Annotated in this window: 18 protein-coding genes; 7 read left to right on the top strand and 11 right to left on the bottom strand. The window is 73.4% G+C overall.

Annotated features, from left to right (window positions below; all coding sequences use genetic code 11):
- The 4 genes from ACFV4N_RS24855 to ACFV4N_RS24840 form a co-directional block, all read right to left on the bottom strand.
- Nucleotides 1-1,631 (bottom strand): SaeA-related protein (locus ACFV4N_RS24855; RefSeq protein ID WP_499674993.1); only part of this gene is annotated, 1,631 nt, incomplete at its 3' end.
- Nucleotides 1,631-3,307, bottom strand: a complete 1,677-nt coding sequence (locus ACFV4N_RS24850) for an Hsp70 family protein (RefSeq protein WP_499674992.1) — start codon at nucleotides 3,305-3,307, stop codon at nucleotides 1,631-1,633. The genes ACFV4N_RS24855 and ACFV4N_RS24850, both read right to left, overlap by 1 nt.
- Nucleotides 3,300-4,094: a nucleotide exchange factor GrpE gene (gene grpE, locus ACFV4N_RS24845; RefSeq protein WP_499674991.1), complete on the bottom strand. Its 795-nt coding sequence runs from the start codon at nucleotides 4,092-4,094 to the stop codon at nucleotides 3,300-3,302. Before grpE ends, ACFV4N_RS24850 begins: the two co-directional genes overlap by 8 nt.
- A 661-nt stretch (nucleotides 4,095-4,755) precedes the next feature.
- Nucleotides 4,756-4,941 (bottom strand): hypothetical protein, encoded by a 186-nt coding sequence (locus tag ACFV4N_RS24840; RefSeq protein ID WP_499674990.1) that lies wholly within the window; start codon nucleotides 4,939-4,941, stop codon nucleotides 4,756-4,758.
- On the opposite strand from ACFV4N_RS24840, the gene ACFV4N_RS24835 reads away from it, so the two are divergent.
- On the top strand, nucleotides 4,912-5,652 hold the full coding sequence (locus tag ACFV4N_RS24835; RefSeq protein WP_499674989.1) for a helix-turn-helix transcriptional regulator: 741 nt from the start codon (nucleotides 4,912-4,914) through the stop codon (nucleotides 5,650-5,652). The genes ACFV4N_RS24840 and ACFV4N_RS24835 overlap by 30 nt on opposite strands.
- Before the next feature lie 43 nt (nucleotides 5,653-5,695).
- On the opposite strand, the gene ACFV4N_RS24830 is transcribed toward ACFV4N_RS24835, so the two are convergent.
- A complete protein-coding gene (locus ACFV4N_RS24830; protein ID WP_499674988.1) occupies nucleotides 5,696-6,664 on the bottom strand; it encodes a toll/interleukin-1 receptor domain-containing protein in 969 nt (322 codons plus the stop codon).
- A 125-nt stretch (nucleotides 6,665-6,789) separates the two neighbouring features.
- On the opposite strand from ACFV4N_RS24830, the gene ACFV4N_RS24825 reads away from it, so the two are divergent.
- Nucleotides 6,790-7,164: a hypothetical protein gene (locus tag ACFV4N_RS24825; protein WP_499674987.1), complete on the top strand. Its 375-nt coding sequence runs from the start codon at nucleotides 6,790-6,792 to the stop codon at nucleotides 7,162-7,164.
- Nucleotides 7,157-7,588 (top strand): hypothetical protein, encoded by a 432-nt coding sequence (locus ACFV4N_RS24820; RefSeq protein ID WP_499674986.1) that lies wholly within the window; start codon nucleotides 7,157-7,159, stop codon nucleotides 7,586-7,588. The genes ACFV4N_RS24825 and ACFV4N_RS24820 overlap by 8 nt, the downstream gene beginning before the upstream one ends.
- 25 nt (nucleotides 7,589-7,613) lie before the next feature.
- Here ACFV4N_RS24820 and ACFV4N_RS24815 read toward each other — a convergent pair whose 3' ends face one another.
- Entirely contained in the window at nucleotides 7,614-7,853 is a 240-nt protein-coding gene (locus ACFV4N_RS24815) for a hypothetical protein (RefSeq protein WP_499674985.1), read from the bottom strand.
- A gap of 152 nt (nucleotides 7,854-8,005) precedes the next feature.
- On the opposite strand from ACFV4N_RS24815, the gene ACFV4N_RS24810 reads away from it, so the two are divergent.
- Both ACFV4N_RS24810 and ACFV4N_RS24805 read left to right on the top strand, forming a co-directional pair.
- Nucleotides 8,006-9,706: an ABC transporter ATP-binding protein gene (locus tag ACFV4N_RS24810; protein ID WP_499674984.1), complete on the top strand. Its 1,701-nt coding sequence runs from the start codon at nucleotides 8,006-8,008 to the stop codon at nucleotides 9,704-9,706.
- A complete protein-coding gene (locus ACFV4N_RS24805; RefSeq protein ID WP_499674983.1) occupies nucleotides 9,703-11,550 on the top strand; it encodes an ABC transporter ATP-binding protein in 1,848 nt (615 codons plus the stop codon). The genes ACFV4N_RS24810 and ACFV4N_RS24805 overlap by 4 nt, the downstream gene beginning before the upstream one ends.
- A 67-nt stretch (nucleotides 11,551-11,617) precedes the next feature.
- Here the strand turns inward: ACFV4N_RS24805 and ACFV4N_RS24800 are convergent, their stop codons facing one another.
- Together ACFV4N_RS24800 and ACFV4N_RS24795 are read right to left on the bottom strand one after the other, a co-directional pair.
- Nucleotides 11,618-12,289, bottom strand: coding sequence for a DUF2537 domain-containing protein (locus tag ACFV4N_RS24800; protein ID WP_499674982.1), 672 nt, complete (start codon nucleotides 12,287-12,289; stop codon nucleotides 11,618-11,620).
- Nucleotides 12,290-12,324: 35 nt separating this feature from the next.
- Nucleotides 12,325-13,101, bottom strand: a complete 777-nt coding sequence (locus tag ACFV4N_RS24795) for a TrmH family RNA methyltransferase (RefSeq protein WP_499674981.1) — start codon at nucleotides 13,099-13,101, stop codon at nucleotides 12,325-12,327.
- 207 nt (nucleotides 13,102-13,308) lie between these two features.
- Between ACFV4N_RS24795 and ACFV4N_RS24790 the strand changes: the two genes are divergently transcribed.
- Nucleotides 13,309-14,808 carry a glutamate-cysteine ligase family protein gene (locus ACFV4N_RS24790; RefSeq protein WP_499674980.1) on the top strand — a complete coding sequence of 500 codons (1,500 nt, stop codon included), beginning with the start codon at nucleotides 13,309-13,311 and terminating at the stop codon, nucleotides 14,806-14,808.
- Nucleotides 14,809-14,845: 37 nt separating this feature from the next.
- Here the strand turns inward: ACFV4N_RS24790 and ACFV4N_RS24785 are convergent, their stop codons facing one another.
- The gene (locus ACFV4N_RS24785; RefSeq protein WP_499674979.1) at nucleotides 14,846-16,072 is read right to left on the bottom strand and encodes a DUF418 domain-containing protein; all 1,227 of its coding nucleotides are present in this window, start codon (nucleotides 16,070-16,072) and stop codon (nucleotides 14,846-14,848) included.
- 326 nt (nucleotides 16,073-16,398) lie between these two features.
- Between ACFV4N_RS24785 and ACFV4N_RS24780 the strand changes: the two genes are divergently transcribed.
- Nucleotides 16,399-16,923 (top strand): TetR-like C-terminal domain-containing protein, encoded by a 525-nt coding sequence (locus ACFV4N_RS24780; protein ID WP_499674978.1) that lies wholly within the window; start codon nucleotides 16,399-16,401, stop codon nucleotides 16,921-16,923.
- Between the two features lie 512 nt (nucleotides 16,924-17,435).
- On the opposite strand, the gene ACFV4N_RS24775 is transcribed toward ACFV4N_RS24780, so the two are convergent.
- Together ACFV4N_RS24775 and ACFV4N_RS24770 are read right to left on the bottom strand one after the other, a co-directional pair.
- Nucleotides 17,436-17,846, bottom strand: a complete 411-nt coding sequence (locus ACFV4N_RS24775) for a hypothetical protein (protein ID WP_415365190.1) — start codon at nucleotides 17,844-17,846, stop codon at nucleotides 17,436-17,438.
- A gap of 4 nt (nucleotides 17,847-17,850) precedes the next feature.
- Nucleotides 17,851-19,467: an ABC-F family ATP-binding cassette domain-containing protein gene (locus ACFV4N_RS24770; protein ID WP_499674977.1), complete on the bottom strand. Its 1,617-nt coding sequence runs from the start codon at nucleotides 19,465-19,467 to the stop codon at nucleotides 17,851-17,853.
- Nucleotides 19,468-19,591 lie beyond the last annotated feature (124 nt).

Genomic DNA, 19,591 nt, shown 5'->3' with positions numbered 1-19,591 from the left:
CGGTCCCGGAAGGACGTCGGGCCCGCGGTCGGCACGGCAGTGCCGCCGTCGCGGCGCACCTCCACCGCCAGCACGTCGGGGTGCGCCCGCCAGCGGCCCTCGACCACCCCGTTGCCCACGGTCAGCCGGACGTCGTGCACTGGCGGCAGGAACTCGATGGTGGCGCCGGCCGCCCTCGACCACGCGCCGCCGGGCACCCCTGCGAACACCGCATAGCCCAGCGGCCGCCCGGCCGGGACGCGTTCGTCGACCCCGACGGCCTTGGTCGTCTCCACCACCCTGGTCCCGTCGTCGGGGTCGGCCGGGACGCGGCCCTCGCGGCGCACCAGCCGGTAGCGCGTCCCCCCGTCGTGGCTGGGCGCCGGGCGCCAGGCGAGGCGGACGGACAGCCCGTCCGGATTGGCGGACAGGCCGAGCACCGGCGCGGGTGGGATGCGGCGCAGCTCGGCGGTCAGGTCCTCGTCGTCGGCGGCCAGCGCCACCGCCTGGCGGAGCAGGTGCCGCGCCTCGTCCTCGGCGCCGGCGCCCAACGCGGCGCGCGCGTCCTCGCGCAGCCGGCGCACCTCGGCCGACTGGCGGTCGACCAGGGTCCGCGCGGCGGTGGCGTCGTCGGAGGCCGTCATCGCGCCGACGGCCAGCCGGGCGGCGACCAGCCGCCCCTCCTCCAGCAACGCCTTGACCGCGGACAGGCCGCCGACCGGGGCGTGCCCGGACTCGTTGAGGACGCTGAACACCGCCTCGCGCGCCTCGTCCCGGTCCAGCCCGGTGGCGGCCAGTCGCCTGAGCAGGGCCACGGCGGGCACCCCTTGGCGGTGGTGCTCCCGCACGTCGTCGAGGAGGTGGTGGAGCGCGAGTTCCCGCAGGTCGACGCCGCTCCTCGCGGCGCTGGAGAGGATGCCCAGCGCCTGCCGCGCGGCCTGGTTGCCCGAACGCCGGTTCTCCCGGTCGACCGCGGCCTCCACCGCGTGGCCGGTCAGCCCCGCCGGCGCGGGCGGGTCGCCGGAGAACGAGGTGAGCAGGCGGAACGAGTTCAGCGGACCGTGCAGCAGGGCGGGCACGCTCGCCAGGTCGGCGTCGACGAGGCTGCGGCACAGCTCCCGGTACTGCGCGTTCGGGATACCCGGCGACTTCGGCAGCTCCCGCGGGCTGGCGCTCCGCACGCCCACCTCGGCGAGTGCCCGCTCCACCTCGTCGGGCGACAGCGCGGCGAACGCGGAGCCGAGCAGCGCGTGGAGCTGACCGGTGGCGATGAGCCCGAGGTCGCCGAACCCGGCGCGGAGGATCTCCGCCAGTTCGGTGACCTGGGCCTCGCGCACACCCTCCCGCGACTTCGCCCGCGCGCGCCACCACACGACCCGGCCGAGGTCGGCGCCGTAGTCGCGCTGGAGAGCCTCGTCGGCCCGCAGGAACGCCTTGTAGACGCTGCGCACCGACTGGGGCTTGCCGTTCGCCTGCGCGCCCTTGTTCCAGTGCGACCGGATCTCGGCGAGCCTGCGCACCACCTCGCCGTCGGACATGGCGAGGTCGATGGCGTAGCGCGCGACGAGGTCGTCTGGGAGGTCGCCGGCCGTGCGCCGCTTGAGCGGCTTGACCACCGACTCCTCGTACGCCTTCGGGTCGAAGGAGGCCATCAGCTCGACACCGTCAGCCCCGACACCATCTCCACGGCCTCCTCGACCTGCTCAGTGCTCAGGACGCTCACGCGGACCTTGATGTCCAGTGCCTTGCCCGTCGACTCCTCGGTCGCCGTGACCTCCAGCAGGCCCTCCTCGTCGACCTTCATCACGATGCGCACGGGCGAGCCGGCGGGCAGCGGCGGCAGCCCGTCTATTGCGCCACTGCCCTCGTTGAGGAACTTGTTCTCGTCCATCTCCTCACCCGCGACCTCGCCGGACTGCTCGTACAGCTCGATCTCCACGGCCCGTTGGCCGTCCTCGACGGTCCGGGCGTCCAGCTCGCGGTCGCCGGTGGGCAGGGTGTCGTTGGCGTGCACCAGGTGCTCGACGTAGTAGCGCACCGGCTTGGACCGCCAGTCCGGGTCGCTGGTGTCGACGAGCTTGACCCCGAACGCCTTGGGCAGCACGTTGCTGGTCCGCTTGTCCACCAGGCTCTGGAGCGTGGCGCTGGAGATGCCGGTCCGGGCTGCGACCGCGTCCACGGCGTCCGCGGCGCGCGCCCGCTTCTCGGCCTCGGTGCCGCCCGCCCGCTCGCGCGCCTGCTCGGCCTCCCGGTGCACCACGCGCCCCAGCGCGTACAACGCCGCGCCCTTGGCGACGGCCAAGTCCGGGTCGTGCAGCTTGGGATCCCAGCCGAACTCGGCCCGCAGCCGCGCCGCGACGGCGGGCATCTTCGTGGAGCCGCCGACGAGCAGCACCTCGTCGATCTCGCGGTCGGGTGCCTTGGCGCGGAAGGTGTCCAGGGTGCGGCGCACGATGTCGACGGTCTTGTCGAGCAGGTCGGCGGTCAGCTCCTCGAACTGCTCCCGCGTGACGTCGATCCGGGCGCTCACCCCCGCGCCGCGCAGCGGCACCGGGCGCGACTCCACCCTGGACAGCTGCTTCTTGGTCTCCTCGGCGGTCTTGGCCAAGGCCTGGAGGAACTCCTCGTCGTCCTCCGGGTCGATGCCCGGCGGGACGTGCTCGGAGAACTTCTCCAGCAGGTGGTCGCGGAGCCTGCTGTCCCAGTCGGCGCCGCCGAGGTGGTCGTTGCCGTCGGTGCACAGCACCGTGATCTCGTTCTCGGACACGGAGATCACGGTCGTGTCGAACGTGCCGCCGCCGAGGTCGTAGACCAGGATCGTCTTGTCCCGTGCGCCGGTCGTCGCCTCGTAGTGCAATGCCGCAGCCACCGGCTCGGGCACGATGCCGATCACGTCGAGCCCGGCGATGCGGCCCGCGTTCTTGGTCGCGTCCCGCTCCAGCATGCCGAAGTAGGCGGGCACGGTGATCACCACGCTGCCCACCGGCTCCCCGGTCTGGTCGGCGGCGTCCTGCGCGAGCTGCTTGAGGATCAGCGCCGAGATCGACTCGGGGGTGTGGGTCTTCCCGTCGTACTGGAAGACGGCCTTCGTGCCCATCTGGCGCTTGATCAGCGGCACGACCCGGTCGGGGTAGGTCAGCGCGGAGTTCTTGGCCACCGAGCCGACGACGACGTTCGACTCGTTCTCGAAGTAGACCACCGACGGCGTCGTCTCCAGGCTGTCGGTGTTGCGGCACACCGTCGGTCGCCCGGTCTCGTCGACGTACGCGATCGCCGAGTACGTCGTGCCCAGGTCGATCCCGTAGGTCCGCATCCCCTGCTCAGACATCGCCTTCCCCCTGATCACCGGTGTCGGGTCGGTCTTCCCGCCACCGTCGGACGTGGACGCGCGCCGGTTCGGTCACCCGGCCGGTCGCGGTGTCGAGGTAGCCATCGGCCAGCACCTCGGCGATCGTGGTGTCCTCCTCCGGCCCGGCCGCGGCCAGCGCCTTGACCGCCCGGTGCCGACGGGCGTCGAACGGATCGCCGGCACGGGGGCGGATCGGCACGGTCCCGCACCGCTCCAGGGTCTGCTCCACGCTGAGCGCGAAGGACTCGAGCAGCGCCGCCGTCTGGTCGGGCCTCAAGCCCTCCGGCAAGGTACGCGCCTGGTGCAACATTTCGCGGCGCAGGTTTTGCAGGTCGGCGACGACCGGGCGGAGCAGCAGGCCCTGTGCGCCCAGGCGAAGGCGCTCGACCTCGGCGTGCAGGTGGTCGATGACGCGTTCGCGCGCCTCGGCGCGGGCGTGGTGCGCCTGCAGCTGCTCGGCCAGTCCCGCCACCGCCTCCGCGAGGGGCTCGGTGGGTCCGGGCTCGGCGGGTCCGGGCTCGGCGGGCAGGACCGCCGACCGGTCCACCGGGGTGTCGTCGATCCGGGCCCGCGCGTCGGGTTCCCGTTCCCCCGGCGCGCCCTCGACCGGCTGTTCGACCGGGCCGCCGGCGCCGGTCGGCGGGACCTCGATCCCGCCGGTCGCAACTTCGGCGGCAACCCGCAATTCTGCGGGTGATTCCACCATTTCCGCGACGCCGGAATCGTCACCGCGGGCACGGTTGCCCGGTTCTACCGGTTCAGCCACGTCTCACTCCTCGATCGGCCGGATGCACGCAGCGCACACGTTCCGACTTCGCAATCGGACCACCGTCGCGTTACTGGTTTTGGACGCAATTCTGAGTCCGCATTGTTCTACGGCCCCACAGAGTGACAAGTACTTGTCACTGGCCACCACCGATCACCCCGAGCGGATCCGGTTGTGGTAAAGGCCGCGGTGTTTCCCGTCACCGCGCGCGGCGGGCAACGGGAAACACCACGCCACCCGCTCCCGCTCGCGACACCCTGGACCCACCGGCCGGCCGGACCCGACGAACGACACCGCGAGGAGCCGACACCGATGAGCCGACGAACGCGACACCGCGCCGCCCGTGCTGCCACCACCTGGTGGTCCGACACCCTGATCCGCACCTCGACGACCGCGGCGGCTGCCGCGAGCACCGGCGGTGGCGCGACCTCCGACGACGGGAACGGTTGGGGATGAGGCGTGTCCGCCACCAGGCGGACACGGGCCGGCGCGCGAGGGGGAGCGCGCCGGTTCCACCCCCTGTCCGTCACCGGAACCGTTAAGGTGTCGACCTCATTCCCCTCGTTCCACCAGTCGAAGGGACGTGCGCATGGGCTCGGTCGAGCGAAGTCAACCGCTCGCCGGTTTGGTCGGCCCGGCTGCGGAATCCCTCTTTTTGCGGTTACTCGCGAGTGGGGCACAACGGATCGGTTGCGGCCTCGGCGAGATCGACCTCCGCACGGAAGCCGCCGCCGAACTGCTCGACCTGGGGCTGATTTTCCGTTCCGGCGACGATGATTCCCTGATCCGTCCCATCGACCACGCCGTCGCGCTCAGGGTGCTGCTCGAACGCAGGCAGCAGGAGCACATCACGCACCAGCAGCGCCTGCTGGAGGGGTGGGACCGGCTGACCGCGCTGCTCCCCCAGGACGTCGGCGGCGGTTCGCCCGGCGAATTGGACGGGGTCGTGCCCCTGGCGAACTTCCAGGAGGTCGTCACCCGGGCCGCCGAGCTGTACCCGTCGGCGAAGCGGCGCTTGCGGGGCACGGAGACGGGCGAGTTCCCGACCCGGCCGACCAAGGACCGCGTGCGCGTGCCGCCCAAGAGCACCACCGCCCGGTTCCAGATGATCTACCAGGCGGGTTACCTGGCCACCGCTGCGGGTTCGCGGATCGTGGAGACCTCGGCGCGGCACGGCGAGGAGGTGCGCCTGCGCCGCGAGGTGCCGCTGAAGATGCTGCACGTGGACGACTCGGTGGCGCTGGTGTCGGCCGACCGCTCGGCGCAGACGGCCCTGCTGGTCCGCACGCCGGCGATCGTGTCGATGCTCGGCGAGTGGTTCGACCTGTTGTGGTCCGACTCGGCGACGATCGACCCCACCGCTGCGGGCCCGGCGCTGTCCGAGGTCCAGCGCAAGATACTCGGTCTGATGACCATGGAGGGCGACGCCGCGATCGCACGCCGGCTGCGGTTGAGCACCACCACGGTGCGCCGGCACATCAAGGCGATCTACACGGCGCTGGGTGTGAACAGCCGGTTCGCGGCGGGGGTCGCGGCAGCCAAGCGCGGCTGGGTGTGACGGGGCCACGACCGGGAACCGGGACCGCCCGAGGCCGGAGCGCTCAGCCCGGCAGGCCCGGGACGTCTTTCAGCAGCTCGTCGGCGACCGCCTCGAACACCGCGTCGGTGCTCTCCCTGAGCACGTGGATGTCCTGCAGCAGGGCGAGCCGCCGGATGTCCTCGGGCAGCGACGCGCCATTGAGCCTGGGGCGCGCCCCGACCAGCAGCGGCACCACGCGCACTCGGTTGCGCAACGCCTCGGCGATCTCCCGGCGCACCCAGTCGTCCGGCCGGTGCAGGTACGGGGTGCCGTTCGCGTCGTAGGCGGTCTCCCACTTCGTGCCGATCACCGCGACCAGCACGCGGGCGCCGCCCGCCATGCGCAGCAGGTCGACCGGGAACTCCCGACCGGGCACCAGCGACCGCCCGGCCCTGAAGACCAGCTCCGGGCCGATGCGCCGACACAGCACGGCGTCGAGCTGCTTGACCACGTCCAGGCTGTCGCCGTTGCGGTAGTTGAGGAACACGGCGGGCAGGTCGCCGGGCGGCACCTCCAGCCGGTAGGCGGCCAGTAAATCGTTCAACCAGGGCGCCGCGCCCGCCGCGTCGAGCCGCCGCTCCAGCTCGGGGACGGCGCTGAGCACCCCGTCGGCACACCGGTCGGTGAACAGCTCCCAGGCCGGTCGGGGCAGGTCGGCAGCCGAGGGCCGTGAGACGCCGTGCACCGGCGGCTCGGAGGCGCGGACCCCCGCGAGGTAGGCGGGGGTGAGTTCCCGGTCGCCCCCGGCGTCGAGCAGCACCAGGTCGGTGGTGGCGCGCAGGGCGCCGAGCACGGCGCCGGCGACCCGGTCGCGCCGCACCCGCCGGCCGCCGTCGGTGAACCGGGACCCCGGCGCCAGGTGCTCGACCAGGGCCGTGACCTGGTTCGGCGCCACCGACAGCGTCCGGCGACCCCGCGCCGCGCCCTGGGTGACCCGCCACACCAGGGTGCCCGCCGGGACCACCCGCTTCGCGCCCATCGATGCGACCACCCGGTCATTGTGGGTGCGTCCGGCCCGCCGGTCGCCCCCATGACAAGTACCGACCAGCGACGGGAAGCGGTCATCCCTCCGTCGGGGGTGTTCGCGGTGCGTGACCGGCCGGGTAACCGGTGCCCATGGTGGGACGGCTGGTCATCGGCGCGCTGGTCGGGGTCCTGGTGGGCGCCGTCTGGTGGGGGTTGCGCGAGTTCATCGCCGCCGGGGTGGTGTGCTCGACCGACGACTGGGACTGCCTGGGCCTCGGCCTGGTGCCGACCCCGGTCGGCCTGGTGCTGGGGGTGCTGCTGGCGTGGCTGCTGCTCGTCGCCACCCGGCAGGCGCGGCCCCTGGGGTTCGCCGCGGTCGGCGTGACGTTCACCGCGGTGCTGACGCTGACCACGGTGTGGGTGCAGGTGCCCGGCGGCGGGCTGCTGGCGGGCGCGCTCGGGTTCGCGCTGGCCGCGCCGGTGACGGCCCGCCACCCGGTGGGACACGCTGCCGGCCGTGACTGACACCCCGCGCCCCGCTGCGGGCGGTTCCGCCGTCAAGGTGCTCGTGCGCGTCCTGGTGTCGGCCGCCGTGGGCGCGGCGCTGCTGGCCGCGTGGGTGTGGGCGTACCGGGAGGGGCTGCTCGACCGGGTGGTGAACGAGACCACGTTCGGCGAGTTCCTCGTGCTGGTGGTGATCGGGCTGCCGGTCGCGCTGGTGGTCAGCGGGCTGATGGCGGGCCCGGTGCTGTGGCTGCTGAACGTGCGGCCGGTGTGGCCGGTGGTGCTGAGCGGGCCGGTGCTGCTGGCGCTCGCGCACTTCTTCGGGCTGCCGGAGCGGCTCGCCGGCGTCGGCGACCGGTGGACCGTGCTGATCCTGCTCGCCGGTCTCAGCTACGGCGTCGCGGGCCTGCTCACGGCGCCCGCCGGGCTGCGCCGCCGCAAGTAGCCGCCCGAACTGCGCGGGCCCGGACTCACGCGGGCCTGGGCACGGTGTCGAGCAGCGCCGGGTCCACGCCCTCGTAGCGGCACCACTCCTCGGCCTCGGCGCGGTCGATCGGGCGGGCGCCCTCGGGCTGGGCGCCGCCGACCGCGTCCCAGCCGTCGGGCGCGAGCACGTGCAGCCTGCCGCCGCGCACGGCCAGCAGCCTGCCGCGCGGGAACGCCATCGTCGGCTCCGCGCGCATGAACCGGACCTCCACCTTGACCTCCACCTAACTAGAGCGAGCAGTGTTCGCGGGGGAAAACAGGATGCCGACCGTGGTCCGCCTTCGTACCGTCGAGGTGGACCGGAGGGGGACACGTGTCTCAAGAACGTACTTCCACGGCGGCGACCCTGCGCCGCTTGTGGCCGTACCTCAAGCCCGTGCGCACGCCGATCGCGTTGAGCATGGTCGCCACCCTGCTCGCGATGCTGTGCGGACTGGGCATCCCGCTGATCACCCAGAGGATCGTGGACGGCCCGATCGCCGACCGCGACCTGGCCGCGCTGCCGCCGCTCGTCGGCCTGATCGTGCTGCTGGGCTGCGCCGAGGCCGGCCTGTTCTACGCGCGCCGCAAGCTGATCGCCCGGCCCGCGTCGGACGTCGAGGCGCGGATGCGCGCCGAGCTGTACCACCACCTCCAGGACCTCCAGGTGTCCTTCCACGACCGGTGGCAGTCGGGGCAGCTGCTGTCGCGCGCCACGACGGACCTGACCCAGGTTCGCCGGTTCGTGGGTTTCTCGCTGGTGTTCCTGGTGGTGAACACCCTGGTCGTGGTGACCGGGCTGGGGGTGCTGTTCTGGCTGTCGCCGGCGATGGGCGCGGTCGTGCTGGCCTGCACGCTGCCGCTGATGGCCCTGTCCTACCTGTTCGAGGCGAAGTTCAAGGTGGTGGCGCGGCGGGCGCAGGACCAGGCCGGCGACCTGACCACCGTGGTCGAGGAGTCGGTGCTGGGCATCCGGGTGCTCAAGGCGTTCGGCCGCGGGCCGCACCTGACCGGGCGGTTCCTGCGGCAGGCGCGGGAGCTGCGGTCCAGCGAGATCGCCAAGGTGAAGGTGTTCGCGGCGCTGTGGGCGGTGCTGATCGTGCTGCCCGAGCTGGGCATCGCGGGCCAGTTGGCGTTCGGCGCGGTCGGCATCGCGGACGGGACGCTGACCGTCGGCACGCTCGTCGCGGCCGTCACGGTGAGCGCCTACCTGCGCTGGCCGGTCGACTCGATCGGGTGGCTGCTGGCGGAGACGAACTCGACCGCGTCGGCCTTGGAGCGGTACTTCGAGGTGGTCGACGCGCCCGTGGAGATCAGCGGCCCGGCCCGGCCGGAGGCGCTGCCGGAGCCGGTGCGCGGGCACGTCCGGTTCGAGGGCGTGCACTTCACCCACCCGGGTTCCGAGCACGAGGTGCTGCGCGGCGTGGACCTGGAGGTGCGGCCGGGCGAGACGGTCGCGCTGGTCGGGGCGACCGGTTCGGGCAAGACCACGCTCACCGCGCTGGTGCCGCGGCTGGCGGACGTCACGGGCGGCCGGGTCACCATCGACGGGGTCGACGTGCGCGACCTGGACCTGGCGCGGCTGCGGGAGGTCGTGGGCACCGCGTTCGAGGAGCCGATCCTGTTCTCCGCGAGCGTGACCGAGAACGTGGCGCTGGGCGTGGAGGGCGTGGACGAGGAGCGGGTGCGCGAGGCGCTGCGGGTGGCGCGGGCGGAGGAGTTCGTGGACGCGCTGCCGTGGGGCCTGGACACGCGGATCGGCGAGCAGGGCCTGTCGCTGTCCGGCGGCCAGCGGCAGCGGTTGGCGCTGGCGCGCGCCGTGGTCGGCCGGCCCGCCGTGCTGGTGCTGGACGACCCGCTGTCGGCGCTCGACGTGCACACCGAGGCCGAGGTGGAGGCGGCGCTGCGGCGCGTGCTCAAGGACGTGACGGCGCTGGTCGTGGCGCACCGGCCGAGCACGGTGCAGCTGGCCGACCGGGTGGCGGTGCTGGTCGACGGCCGGATCGCGGCGGTCGGCACGCACACCGAGCTGCTGGCCGAGGACGAGGTCTACCGGCACCTGCTGGCGACCCTGGAGGACGAGGAGGTGGCGGCGTGACCGCGGTCGCGGAGCAGGCGGAGCGGGCCGGCGAGGAGTCCTGGCGGGGTGTCGCCGCCGAGGACGTCGAGGAGGTCGACCACGCCACGGGCGCGAAGCTCCAGGCGCGGTCGCGGCGGCTGCTGGCGGAGCTGCTGCGGCCCCACACCCGGACCGCGGTGCTGGCGCTGGTGATCGTGGTGGCGGAGAACCTGGTCAACCTGGCCGGGCCGCTGCTGATCGCCGCCGCGATCGACACCGGCGTGCCGGCGGCGCTGGACGGGCGGCCGGACGCGCTGGCGTGGTGCGTCGGCGGGTACGCGGCGGCGGCGCTCACCGCGACCCTGCTGCGCTGGTCGTTCGTGCGGCTGACCGGCCGCATCGGGCAGGACGTGCTGCTGGTGCTGCGGGAGCGCATCTTCCGGCACGCGCAGCGGCTGTCGATCTCGTTCCACGAGGAGTACACCTCCGGCAAGGTCATCTCGCGGGCGACCAGCGACGTCGACTCGCTCCAGGACCTGCTGGAGGAGGGCCTGGACGGGTTCTTCACCTCGCTGCTGTCGCTGCTGGGCATCTCGGTGGTGCTGCTCTGGCTGGACGTGCCGCTGGCCCTGGTGGTGCTGTCCGGTTTCGTGCCGCTGGTGCTGCTGACCCGCTGGTTCCAGCGGCGGTCGGGCACCGCGTACCGGGGCACGCGCGGCGCCATCGCGCGGATCATCGTGCAGTTCGTGGAGACCATGAACGGCATCCGCGCGGTGCAGGCGTTCCGGCGGGAGCGGCGGAACGCCTCGATCATGGCGGAGCTGAACGGCCGGTTCCGGGACGCCAACACCGACGCGATGGGCGTGATGGCGGCCTACACCTCGTCGGTGCGCGTGATCGGCAACCTGTCGCTGGCGGTGATCCTGGCGTGGGGCGCGTTCCGGGTGGCTGGCGGCGACCTGGAGCTGGGCGTGCTGGCCGCGTTCACGCTGTACGTGCGGCGGTTCTACGACCCGTTCGACCAGCTCGCGATGTTCACCAACGCCTACGCGTCGGCGACCGCGGCCCTGGAGAAGATCTCGGGGCTGCTGGAGGAGGAGCCGGCCGTGCGCGAGCCGGAGGACCCGACGCCGCTGGGCGACGTGCGCGGCGCGGTGCGCTTCGAGGGCGTCGGGTTCCGGTACGCGCCGGGCTCGCCGCTGGTGCTGCCGAGGTTCGACCTGACCGTGCCCGCCGGGCAGACCGTGGCGCTGGTCGGCGCGACCGGCGCGGGCAAGTCGACGCTGGCCAAGCTGGTGGCGAGGTTCTACGACCCGTCCGAGGGCGCGGTGCTGCTCGACGGCGTCGACCTGCGGTCGGTGGCCGACGCCGAGCTGCGGCGGGCGGTGGTCATGGTGACGCAGGAGAACTTCCTGTTCGACGGGTCGGTGCTGGACAACATCGCGCTGGGCAGGCCGTCGGCGACGCGCGAGGAGGTCGAGGCGGCGGCGCGGGCCGTGGGCGCCGACGAGTTCATCCGGGCCCTGCCCGAGGGCTACGACACGGACGTCCGCAAGCGCGGCGGGCGGCTGTCGGCGGGGCAGCGGCAGGTGGTGGCGTTCGCGCGGGCGTTCCTGGCCGACCCGGCGGTGCTGGTGCTGGACGAGGCGACGTCGAGCCTGGACGTGCCGACGGAGCGGCTGGTGCAGGGCGCGCTGGAGACGGTGCTGGCGGACCGGACGGCGTTCATCATCGCCCACCGGCTGTCGACCGTGCTGATCGCCGACCGGGTGCTGGTGCTCGACGGCGGGCGCGTGGTGGAGGACGGGTCGCCGGAGGAGCTGATCGGCGGGCGCGGGCGGTTCGCGGCGCTGCACGCGGCGTGGCGGGACTCCCTGGTGTGACGGCGGGGGCCGGCCGGTTCCGCACCGGCCGGCCCCCGTTCGCCCCTCGTCGGGCCCGCGGCCCGCGTCAGAGCAGGTTGTTCAGCAGCAGCGACAGCCAGGCCACCCCGATGCCGACCACGACGCCGTAGGCGACCCACCGCCACACCGGCGTCTTGCGCGCCAGCCACACGGACGGCGAGATGCCGCCGACGACCAGCGCGTTCGCCAGCACCGCCAGCCACTGGCTGGTCTCGCCCAGCCCCACCGACAGCGTGTAGACGGTGAACGTCACCACCGCGCCGACGATCGCGGTGACGGTGAGGCCCGTGCCCCAGGGCGTCGGCTCCTTCGGCTCGGCCTCCCCGTCGGCGTCCGGGCCGGCGGCCTCTCCCGACCCCTCGGTCTCCTCGGCGCCCTCAGCGCCCTCAGCGCCTTCGACGTCCTCGTCGCCTTCTGGCTCCTCGGGCGCCTCCACGGTGACCAGCTCGCCGGTCACCGGGTCGGCGTACCGCACCGGGGAGCCCATGTCGGAGGCGAGCCGACCGGCCAGCTGCCGCCCGCGCCGGGACACCAGCGCGCCCGCCGCGCCGTCGGAGGGCGTGTCGCTGCGCACCACCGCGTCGGCCACCTTCGCCCACTCGTGCAGCGCGTCCGCCAGGCCCGCGCCCAGCGGCAGGCTGTGCGGGTCGACTTCCCGCTCGGCCTCGTCGTCGCGACCCGCGAGCACGGCCCGGCCGTCCTGGACCCGCAGTTCCACCTGTGCCCTCCTCTGCTCGGGAAGAACGTAGCGGTTCAGGCGATCGCGTAGAAGGCGATCGCGGCGGCGGTGGCCACGTTCAGCGAGTCGACGCCCCCGGCCATGGGGATGCGCACGGCCAGGTCGGCCGCCCCGATGGCCGCCTCGGTGAGGCCGGGCCCCTCGGAGCCGAGCATCACCGCGACCCTCCGCCCGCGCAGCCCGGCGTCGGCCAGGCCGACCGCGTCGGCGCGCGGCGTCAGGGCGGCGACGGTGAAACCGTTGTCGCGCAACAGCCCCAGCCCGCCGGCCAGGTCGGGCATCGAGGCGAACGGCACACGCAGCACGTGACCCATCGAGACGCGCACGCTGCGCCGGTACAGCGGGTCGCTGCACCCCGGCCCGAGCAGCACGCCGTCGATGCCGAGCGCGGCGGCGTTGCGGAACAGGGAGCCCAGGTTCTCGTGGTCGCCGACGCCCTCCAGCACGGCCAGCCGGCGCGACGACGCGACCAGGTCCGCGAGGTCGGGCTGCGGCGCGCGGTCGGCGGCGGCGAGCACGCCCCGGTTCAGGTGGAAGCCCACCACCTCGGCCATGACCTCGGCGGACGTGACGTAGGCGGGCGCCGGGAGGTCGCCGAGCGCCTCGACGCGGCGGCGCACGCCGAGCAGCGCCCGCACCGGGTAGGGCGAGGCGAGCAGGCGTTCGACGACGACCACGCCCTCGGCGATCACCAGGCCGCGCCCGCCGGGCCGGTCGGGGCGGCGGTCGGCCGTCGACAGGTCCCGGAAGTCGTCCAGGCGCGGGTCCGCCGGGTCGTCGATCTCGATCACGCGGGCAGTGTCCCACCTCCTGGCACGTGAACATCACTCGCAGAACCGAAGGTCGCCGGCACAAGCCCACCACCAGGCAATTCTTGCTCATTGTTACTGCTATGTGACAGAGAGCACCGATTTGGGCGCTGGCCGGCCGGTGGTTGCTGTGCCACGGTTGACCTCCGCTGAGCCCGCCGGAGCAGCCCGAACCGATTGGGAGGCGGCATGGGTAGGGATGTGTCCACTCGGACGTTCACCAGGGAAGACCGCCAACGCTACCGGGAGCGCATGCAGCGGTGCATGGACGCGCTGGGCACCATGCTGGTTGAGGACAGCTTCTCCTTCCCGCGCCAGCAGATGGGCCTGGAGATCGAGCTGAACCTGGTCGACCGGGCGGGCCGGCCCGCGATGGCCAACTCCGAGGTGCTGGAGAAGATCGACGACCCGTCGTTCACCCTGGAGCTGGGCCAGCACAACCTGGAGGTCAACGTCCCGCCGCGCGAACTGGCCGGCGACGAGACGCTCGACCTGGAGCGCGAGCTGATCACCACCCTGGCGTCGGCCGAGGACAAGGCGCACGACGCGGGCACGTCGATCGTGATGATCGGGGTGCTGCCCACGCTGCGGCACGAGCACTTCGACCGGCGGTGGCTGTCGGCGCAGCCGCGCTACGCCGTGCTCAACGACCGGATCCTGGCCGAGCGCGGCGAGGAGGTCGCGCTGAACATGGAGGGCGCGCCGCTGCCGGGGCGCTCCGGCGAGCGGCTGTCCAGCTACGCCGAGTCGATCATGCCGGAGGCGGCGTGCACGTCCGTGCAGCTGCACCTGCAGGTCGCGCCCGACGACTTCGCGGCCCACTGGAACGCGGCGCAGGCGCTGGCCGGGGTGCAGGTGGCGATCGCGGCGAACTCGCCGTTCCTGCTCGGGCGGGCGCTGTGGCACGAGACCCGCATCCCGCTGTTCCTCCAGGCGACGGACACCCGGACGCAGGAGCTGAAGAACCAGGGCGTGCGACCGCGCGTGTGGTTCGGCGAGCGGTGGATCACGTCGATCTTCGACCTGTTCGAGGAGAACGTGCGGTACTTCCCGGCGCTGCTGCCCGAGACCGGCGAGGAGGACCCGCTCGACGTGCTCGGCGCGGGCGGCACCCCGTCGCTCACCGAGCTGCGCCTGCACAACGGGACGGTGTGGCGCTGGAACCGCCCGGTGTACGACGTCGTGGACGGCGTGCCGCACCTGCGCGTGGAGAACCGGGTGCTGCCGGCCGGGCCGACGGTCCTGGACACCATGGCGAACGCCGCGTTCTTCTACGGCGCCCAACGCGCCCTTACCACGGCGGAACGTCCACTGTGGAGCCAGATGTCCTTCCACGCGGCCGAGGAGAACCTGTACTCGGGTTCCCGGCACGGCATGAGCGCGCAGCTGTACTGGCCGGGCATCGGCTGGGTGCCGCCGGACGAACTCGTCCTGCGGCGGCTGCTGCCGCTGGCGCACGAGGGGCTGAAGGACTGCGGCGTGTCCGACGAGGCCCGCGAGCGGTACCTCGGGGTGATCGAGGCGCGGTGCCTGGCGCGCCGCACCGGGTCCCAGTGGCAGCGCGAGACCGTCACGCTGATGGAGGAGAGGGGCGTGGACCGCGACGAGGCGCTGTCGGAGATGCTCGCGCGGTACGTCGAACTCATGCACGGCGGCGAACCGGTCCACACCTGGCCGGTCGCGCCGTGAGCGTGACCGGGTGCGGGGCGCGCACCCGGTCACACCGTCAACCGGAACGCCCGTAGGTGAGCCGCCGCAACAGGGACTCGGCCGGCCCCCGGCGCCCGCGCAGCCCGGGGAGCGACGCGAGCACCACCGTGCCCAGCCACGTGACCACCGCGATCCCCGACGCGGCGGCGTCACCCGCGCGCAACCCCACACCGCCCGCGTAAGGCGCGAACACCGCGACGAACACCACCGACTGGAGCAGGTAGCAGGTCAACGACCACTGGCCGCACGCGACCAGCGCGCCGACCACCGGTCCCCGCCGCTCCCCCACCCGTGCCGCGACCAGCCCGACCAGGGCCGCGTACCCGAGCCCGCCGGCCACGCCGGCCACGCTGTGCAGCACGTACGCCGGCACGGACACCGCCGCCGGCGGCGCCCAGAGCCCCGCGTCGACCAGCATCAGCGGCAACCCGCCCACGACCGCCGCGCCGACACCGGCCACCGCGACCCGGCGGAGCAGCGCCCGGTGCCGGCCGGGCTCGTCGAGCAGCCGGCGACGCGCCGCCCAGATGCCGAGCAGGAACGTCGGGACGGCGCTCGCGACGAACCAGGTCGGCGTCATCGCGGTCCAGGCGACCACCCGCGCCACCGCGGCCCCGACGGGGTCGGCCATCGCGGCGGGCGTGTCGCCCTTGGGCGCGTGGACGGTGAGCAGCCCGAAGGCCCCGATCACGACGACGTGCAGGAGGAGCCCGACCCCGGCGGCCCGCAGCACGTCCCGGTCGTCGCGGCGCAGGAAGCCGATGAGGAGCAGGCCGATCAGGCCGTAGGCGCCGAGGATGTCGCCGAAGAACAGCAGCAGGGCGTGACAGGCGCCGAACGCCAGCAGCCACAGGCTGCGCCGGCGCAACACCCGCCGCACGTGCGGCCAACTCCCGTCCGCGCCGCCGGGGCCGGTGGCCGCTGCCGTCCTCGCAGCCGTCCCCACAGTCGTCCCTGCTGTCGTCCCCGCTGCCGTCCTCGCAGTCGTCCCCGGTCCCGCCACGAACCGGCCGGCGAAGGGCTCGGCGGGGGCGAGGCGGCCGGCGAGCCGATCGGCGAGGCGGACCAACCCGTAGCCGAACAACGCGGCGAACATGGGCAACGCCCGCCCGTCCACGAGGAGCACCTGAACCGCCGCGACAACCCGGTCGACGGCACTCCCGTCCAGGTCGTAACCGCGAAACCCGGTCCGGTTCCCGGCCAGGTACATGTGGGCGTGCGCCAACGCGATGAGCAGCAGCATCACCCCACGGGCGAGGTCAGGAGCCAGGGCACGCCGGTCGAGCGGAACGGCCCCGACCCCACCACCCCCGCCGGAAAACCCACCAACAGACATCCCACAACCCCCACTTAGCTACACGGCTGTATCTAAGCCACAAGCTAAGCTACAAAGGCGTATCTGATCAAGGGGTACCGATGACCAAACGCACCACTCCCACTCCCTCCCCCACTCCCTCCCCCGCTTCCCCTCCCCCTCCCGCTTCCCCTCCGCCTCCCCCTCCCTCTCCCCGGACTCGCCGCCGAGGCGAAGAACTGCTGAAAGCCATCCACGACGCAGTCCTGGCCGAGGTGGCCGAGGTAGGCGTGGGCAGGCTCACCATGGACGGCATAGGCAAACGGGCCGCCACCCCGCGCACCACCCTGTACCGGCGCTGGTCAGACCCGGTCGAGGTGCTCCTGGACGCCCTCTACCACGCCCACCCGGTGGAAGAACCAACCCCAACCGCGGACGACCTGCGCGGCGACCTGCTCCGAGCCTTGCAGCTCATGATCAAGTGGATGCTCAGCCCAGCGGGCCGAGCGGTAGCCGCGGTGCTCACCGACCCGGCGGGGAGCCAACGCGCGTCCCAAGCCCTGTTCGACGAGGTCTTCTCCAAGCGCGGCGGCACGTTCACCAGCACGGTGCTCCACCACTACGCCGAACGAGGCCACTTCCCACCCGACCGACTGACCCCGGTCGTGACCGACATCGGCGAAGCCCTGGTCACCAAGCGCTTCCTGGACACCGGAGCACCACCGGACGAGGCCGATCTCAAAGCCATCATCGACCAGGCCATCCTGCCCGCCCTGGGCCTGGACCCGTCATCCCCTTGACCAGCCCGGCCCGGCCCAGCCCGGCCCGGCCCGCCGCCGACACCCAGCCGACCGTCACCCCAGGGCAGGCCAAGCAAGCCACCCCGCGAAACGCGCTCCTGGCACCACGCCCCCAAGCGCCGCGCCCCGGAGCCGCGCTCCTGACTCCACGCGTCACGCCGAACTCCCAGCACCACGCCACCGCGCCGAACTCCCGGCACCACACGCCGCGCCGAACTCCCGGCACCACACGCCGCGCCGCGCTCCCGACACCATCCCGAGTCCCAGCCCCCGGACCACCACAAGCCCGGCCGTGAGCAATGAGCAACCGAAGTTCACGAGTGCCCGGGACCTCAAGGAACCCGGACCCGCGCACTCGCCCTACCCGTCTGCCCCGCCCGCCGCGCCGCCTCCATATCTCGGCAACGTCGGCGGCGTTGACATCGATCCCGGATCAGGCCCCGTTAACTCGTACGTGTCGTCTTTCCGACGACACCCACCCCGTCGCGGAGCCCGACTCGGCGGCGACGGCCTCAGCGGCGACGGCCGGCCTTCAGCGGCGCCACGTCGGCCCCGTCGTGCGTGTTGCGGCACTCGTCGGGCGTCACCGCCTCCACCGCGAGCGTCAGCATCCCCTTCACCCCGGTGTAGATGCTCTCGCCCATCGACGCCAGCGAGGTGTGCACGCGGTTCGAGTCGGAGAAGTCGCGCTCGTCCTTGGTGCGCTTCTTCCCCGCCTCCTCCGGCTTGGTCGCGCTGCGCAGGTTGACCTCCAGCCACGCGGCCACCTCCGCCGGCGTGGTCAGGACCTCCTCCGGCGTCCGCTCCAGGCGCTCGGACCTCGGGGACGCGTGATCAAGAGAGGTGTGCTCCACGTACGCGTGCCAGTGCGTGTTGCGCAGCGACCACGTCTGCTCGATCGGCCAGTCCTCCTCGGTGCCCATGGGTCTATCTTGCCAGGGTCGTCACGTCCAAGGTGTGGTCCACCCCCACCGCCTGGGCCAACCTCCGGTCGTGCGTCACCAGCAGCAGCGTGCCCGCGTAGTCCGCCAGCGCCCGCTCGAGCTGTTCGATCGCCGCCAGGTCGAGGTGGTTCGTCGGTTCGTCCAGCACCAGGCACGTGGTGCCGCGCGCCTGCAGCACGGCGAGCCCGGCCCGGGTCCGCTCACCCGGTGACAGCGACGCCGCCGGTCGCAGCACCGCGTCCGCCCCGACCCGGAACTTCGCCAGCAGGGTGCGGGCCTCGACGTCGGTCAGGCCGGTCAGCCCGGTCACCACCTCCAGCACGGGCGTGGTCACCGCGAACTCGGCCCGCAGCTGGTCGACCTCGCCGACGACCACGTTCGGCCCTTCGGCGCGCGAGCCCGCGGTCAGCGGCAGCCGGCCGAGGAGGGCCGCCAGCAGGGTCGACTTGCCCGAGCCGTTCGGTCCGGTGATGCGCCAGCGCTCGCCCGCGCCGACGGTCCAGTCGACCGGTCCGAGCGTCACGTCGCCGCGGCCGAAACAGGCGCCGCGCAGGGTGAACGCGACCTGGCTGCCGCGTCCGGCGCTGGGCAGGGTCAGCCGCAGCTCCCACGGCTCGCGCGGTTCCTCGACCTCCTCCAGCCGGTCCAGCGCGCGTTCCGCGGCGGACGCCCCGCCGGCGGTGTTCTCGGCGCCCTGCTTGCGCGCGAACTTGATGTTCTTGTCGCTCTCGTCGGACTTCGCGTTGCGCCGCACGCCGGCCCGGGACCACTCGCGCGCCTGCCGGGCGCGTTGCACGAGCCCGTCCCGTTTGGCCGCGTACGCCTCGTAGTCCTCGCGCGCCCGTCGCCGGGCGTTGGCCTGTTCCTGCGCGTAGGCGTCCCAGCCGCCGCCGAAGACGGTGACCCGGTGGGTGAACTCGTCGAGTTCGGCGACGGCGGTGGCGGTGCGGGCGAGGAACTCGCGGTCGTGGCTGACCAGGACCATGGCGGCGGGGCTGCGGAGGACGTGGTCCTCCAGCAGTTCCAGGCCGGCGAGGTCGAGGTCGTTGGTCGGTTCGTCGAGCAGCAGCACGTCGGCGGTGGTCAGCAGGACGGCGGCGAGCCTGAGCCGGGCGGACTGGCCGCCGGAGAGCTGGTCGGCGCCGCGGTCGTCGAGCAGGCCGGCGGGCAGGCCGAGCCGGTCGCAGACCTCGTCGGCGCGGTCGTCGAAGTCGGGCGCGCCGGAGGCGGTCCACTCGTCGAACGCCCGCGCGTAGGCGTCGTCGGCGCCGGGCGCGCCGTCGGCGAGCAGGCGGGTGGCGTCCTCGAACGACCGGGTGGCGGCGGCGACGCCGGTGCGGCGGGCGAGGTGGTCGCGCAGCGATTCGCCGGGGTGGACGGAGGTTTCCTGCGTGAGGTGGGCGACCGTGCCGCGGGCGACGACGGAGCCCTCGTCGGGTTTCAGCTCGCCGGCGAGGACCCGCAGGAGGGTCGACTTGCCGGCGCCGTTCGGTGCGAGGAGGCCCGTGCGTCGGCCCGCCGGGACGTCGAGGTCCACCTCCGAGAGCACGGTCCGCGGACCGAACGACAGCGTGACGTTGCGGGCTGTCAGTACGGACACGCCCCCGATGGTGGCAAACCCGTCGCGGTGCGCGCACCCGACTTTCGCGTCCCCCCGCGGCGGCGACCGGATCACGCCGACGAGGCCCCGCCCCCGGTGGTACGACCGGGGGCGGGGCCTCGTC

Source organism: Actinosynnema sp. NPDC059797 (genome assembly GCF_042732085.1).
Classification (GTDB): domain Bacteria; phylum Actinomycetota; class Actinomycetes; order Mycobacteriales; family Pseudonocardiaceae; genus Actinosynnema.
The sequence above is the reverse complement of the archived record's forward strand: the minus strand, read 5'-3'. Positions and strand labels throughout refer to the sequence as shown.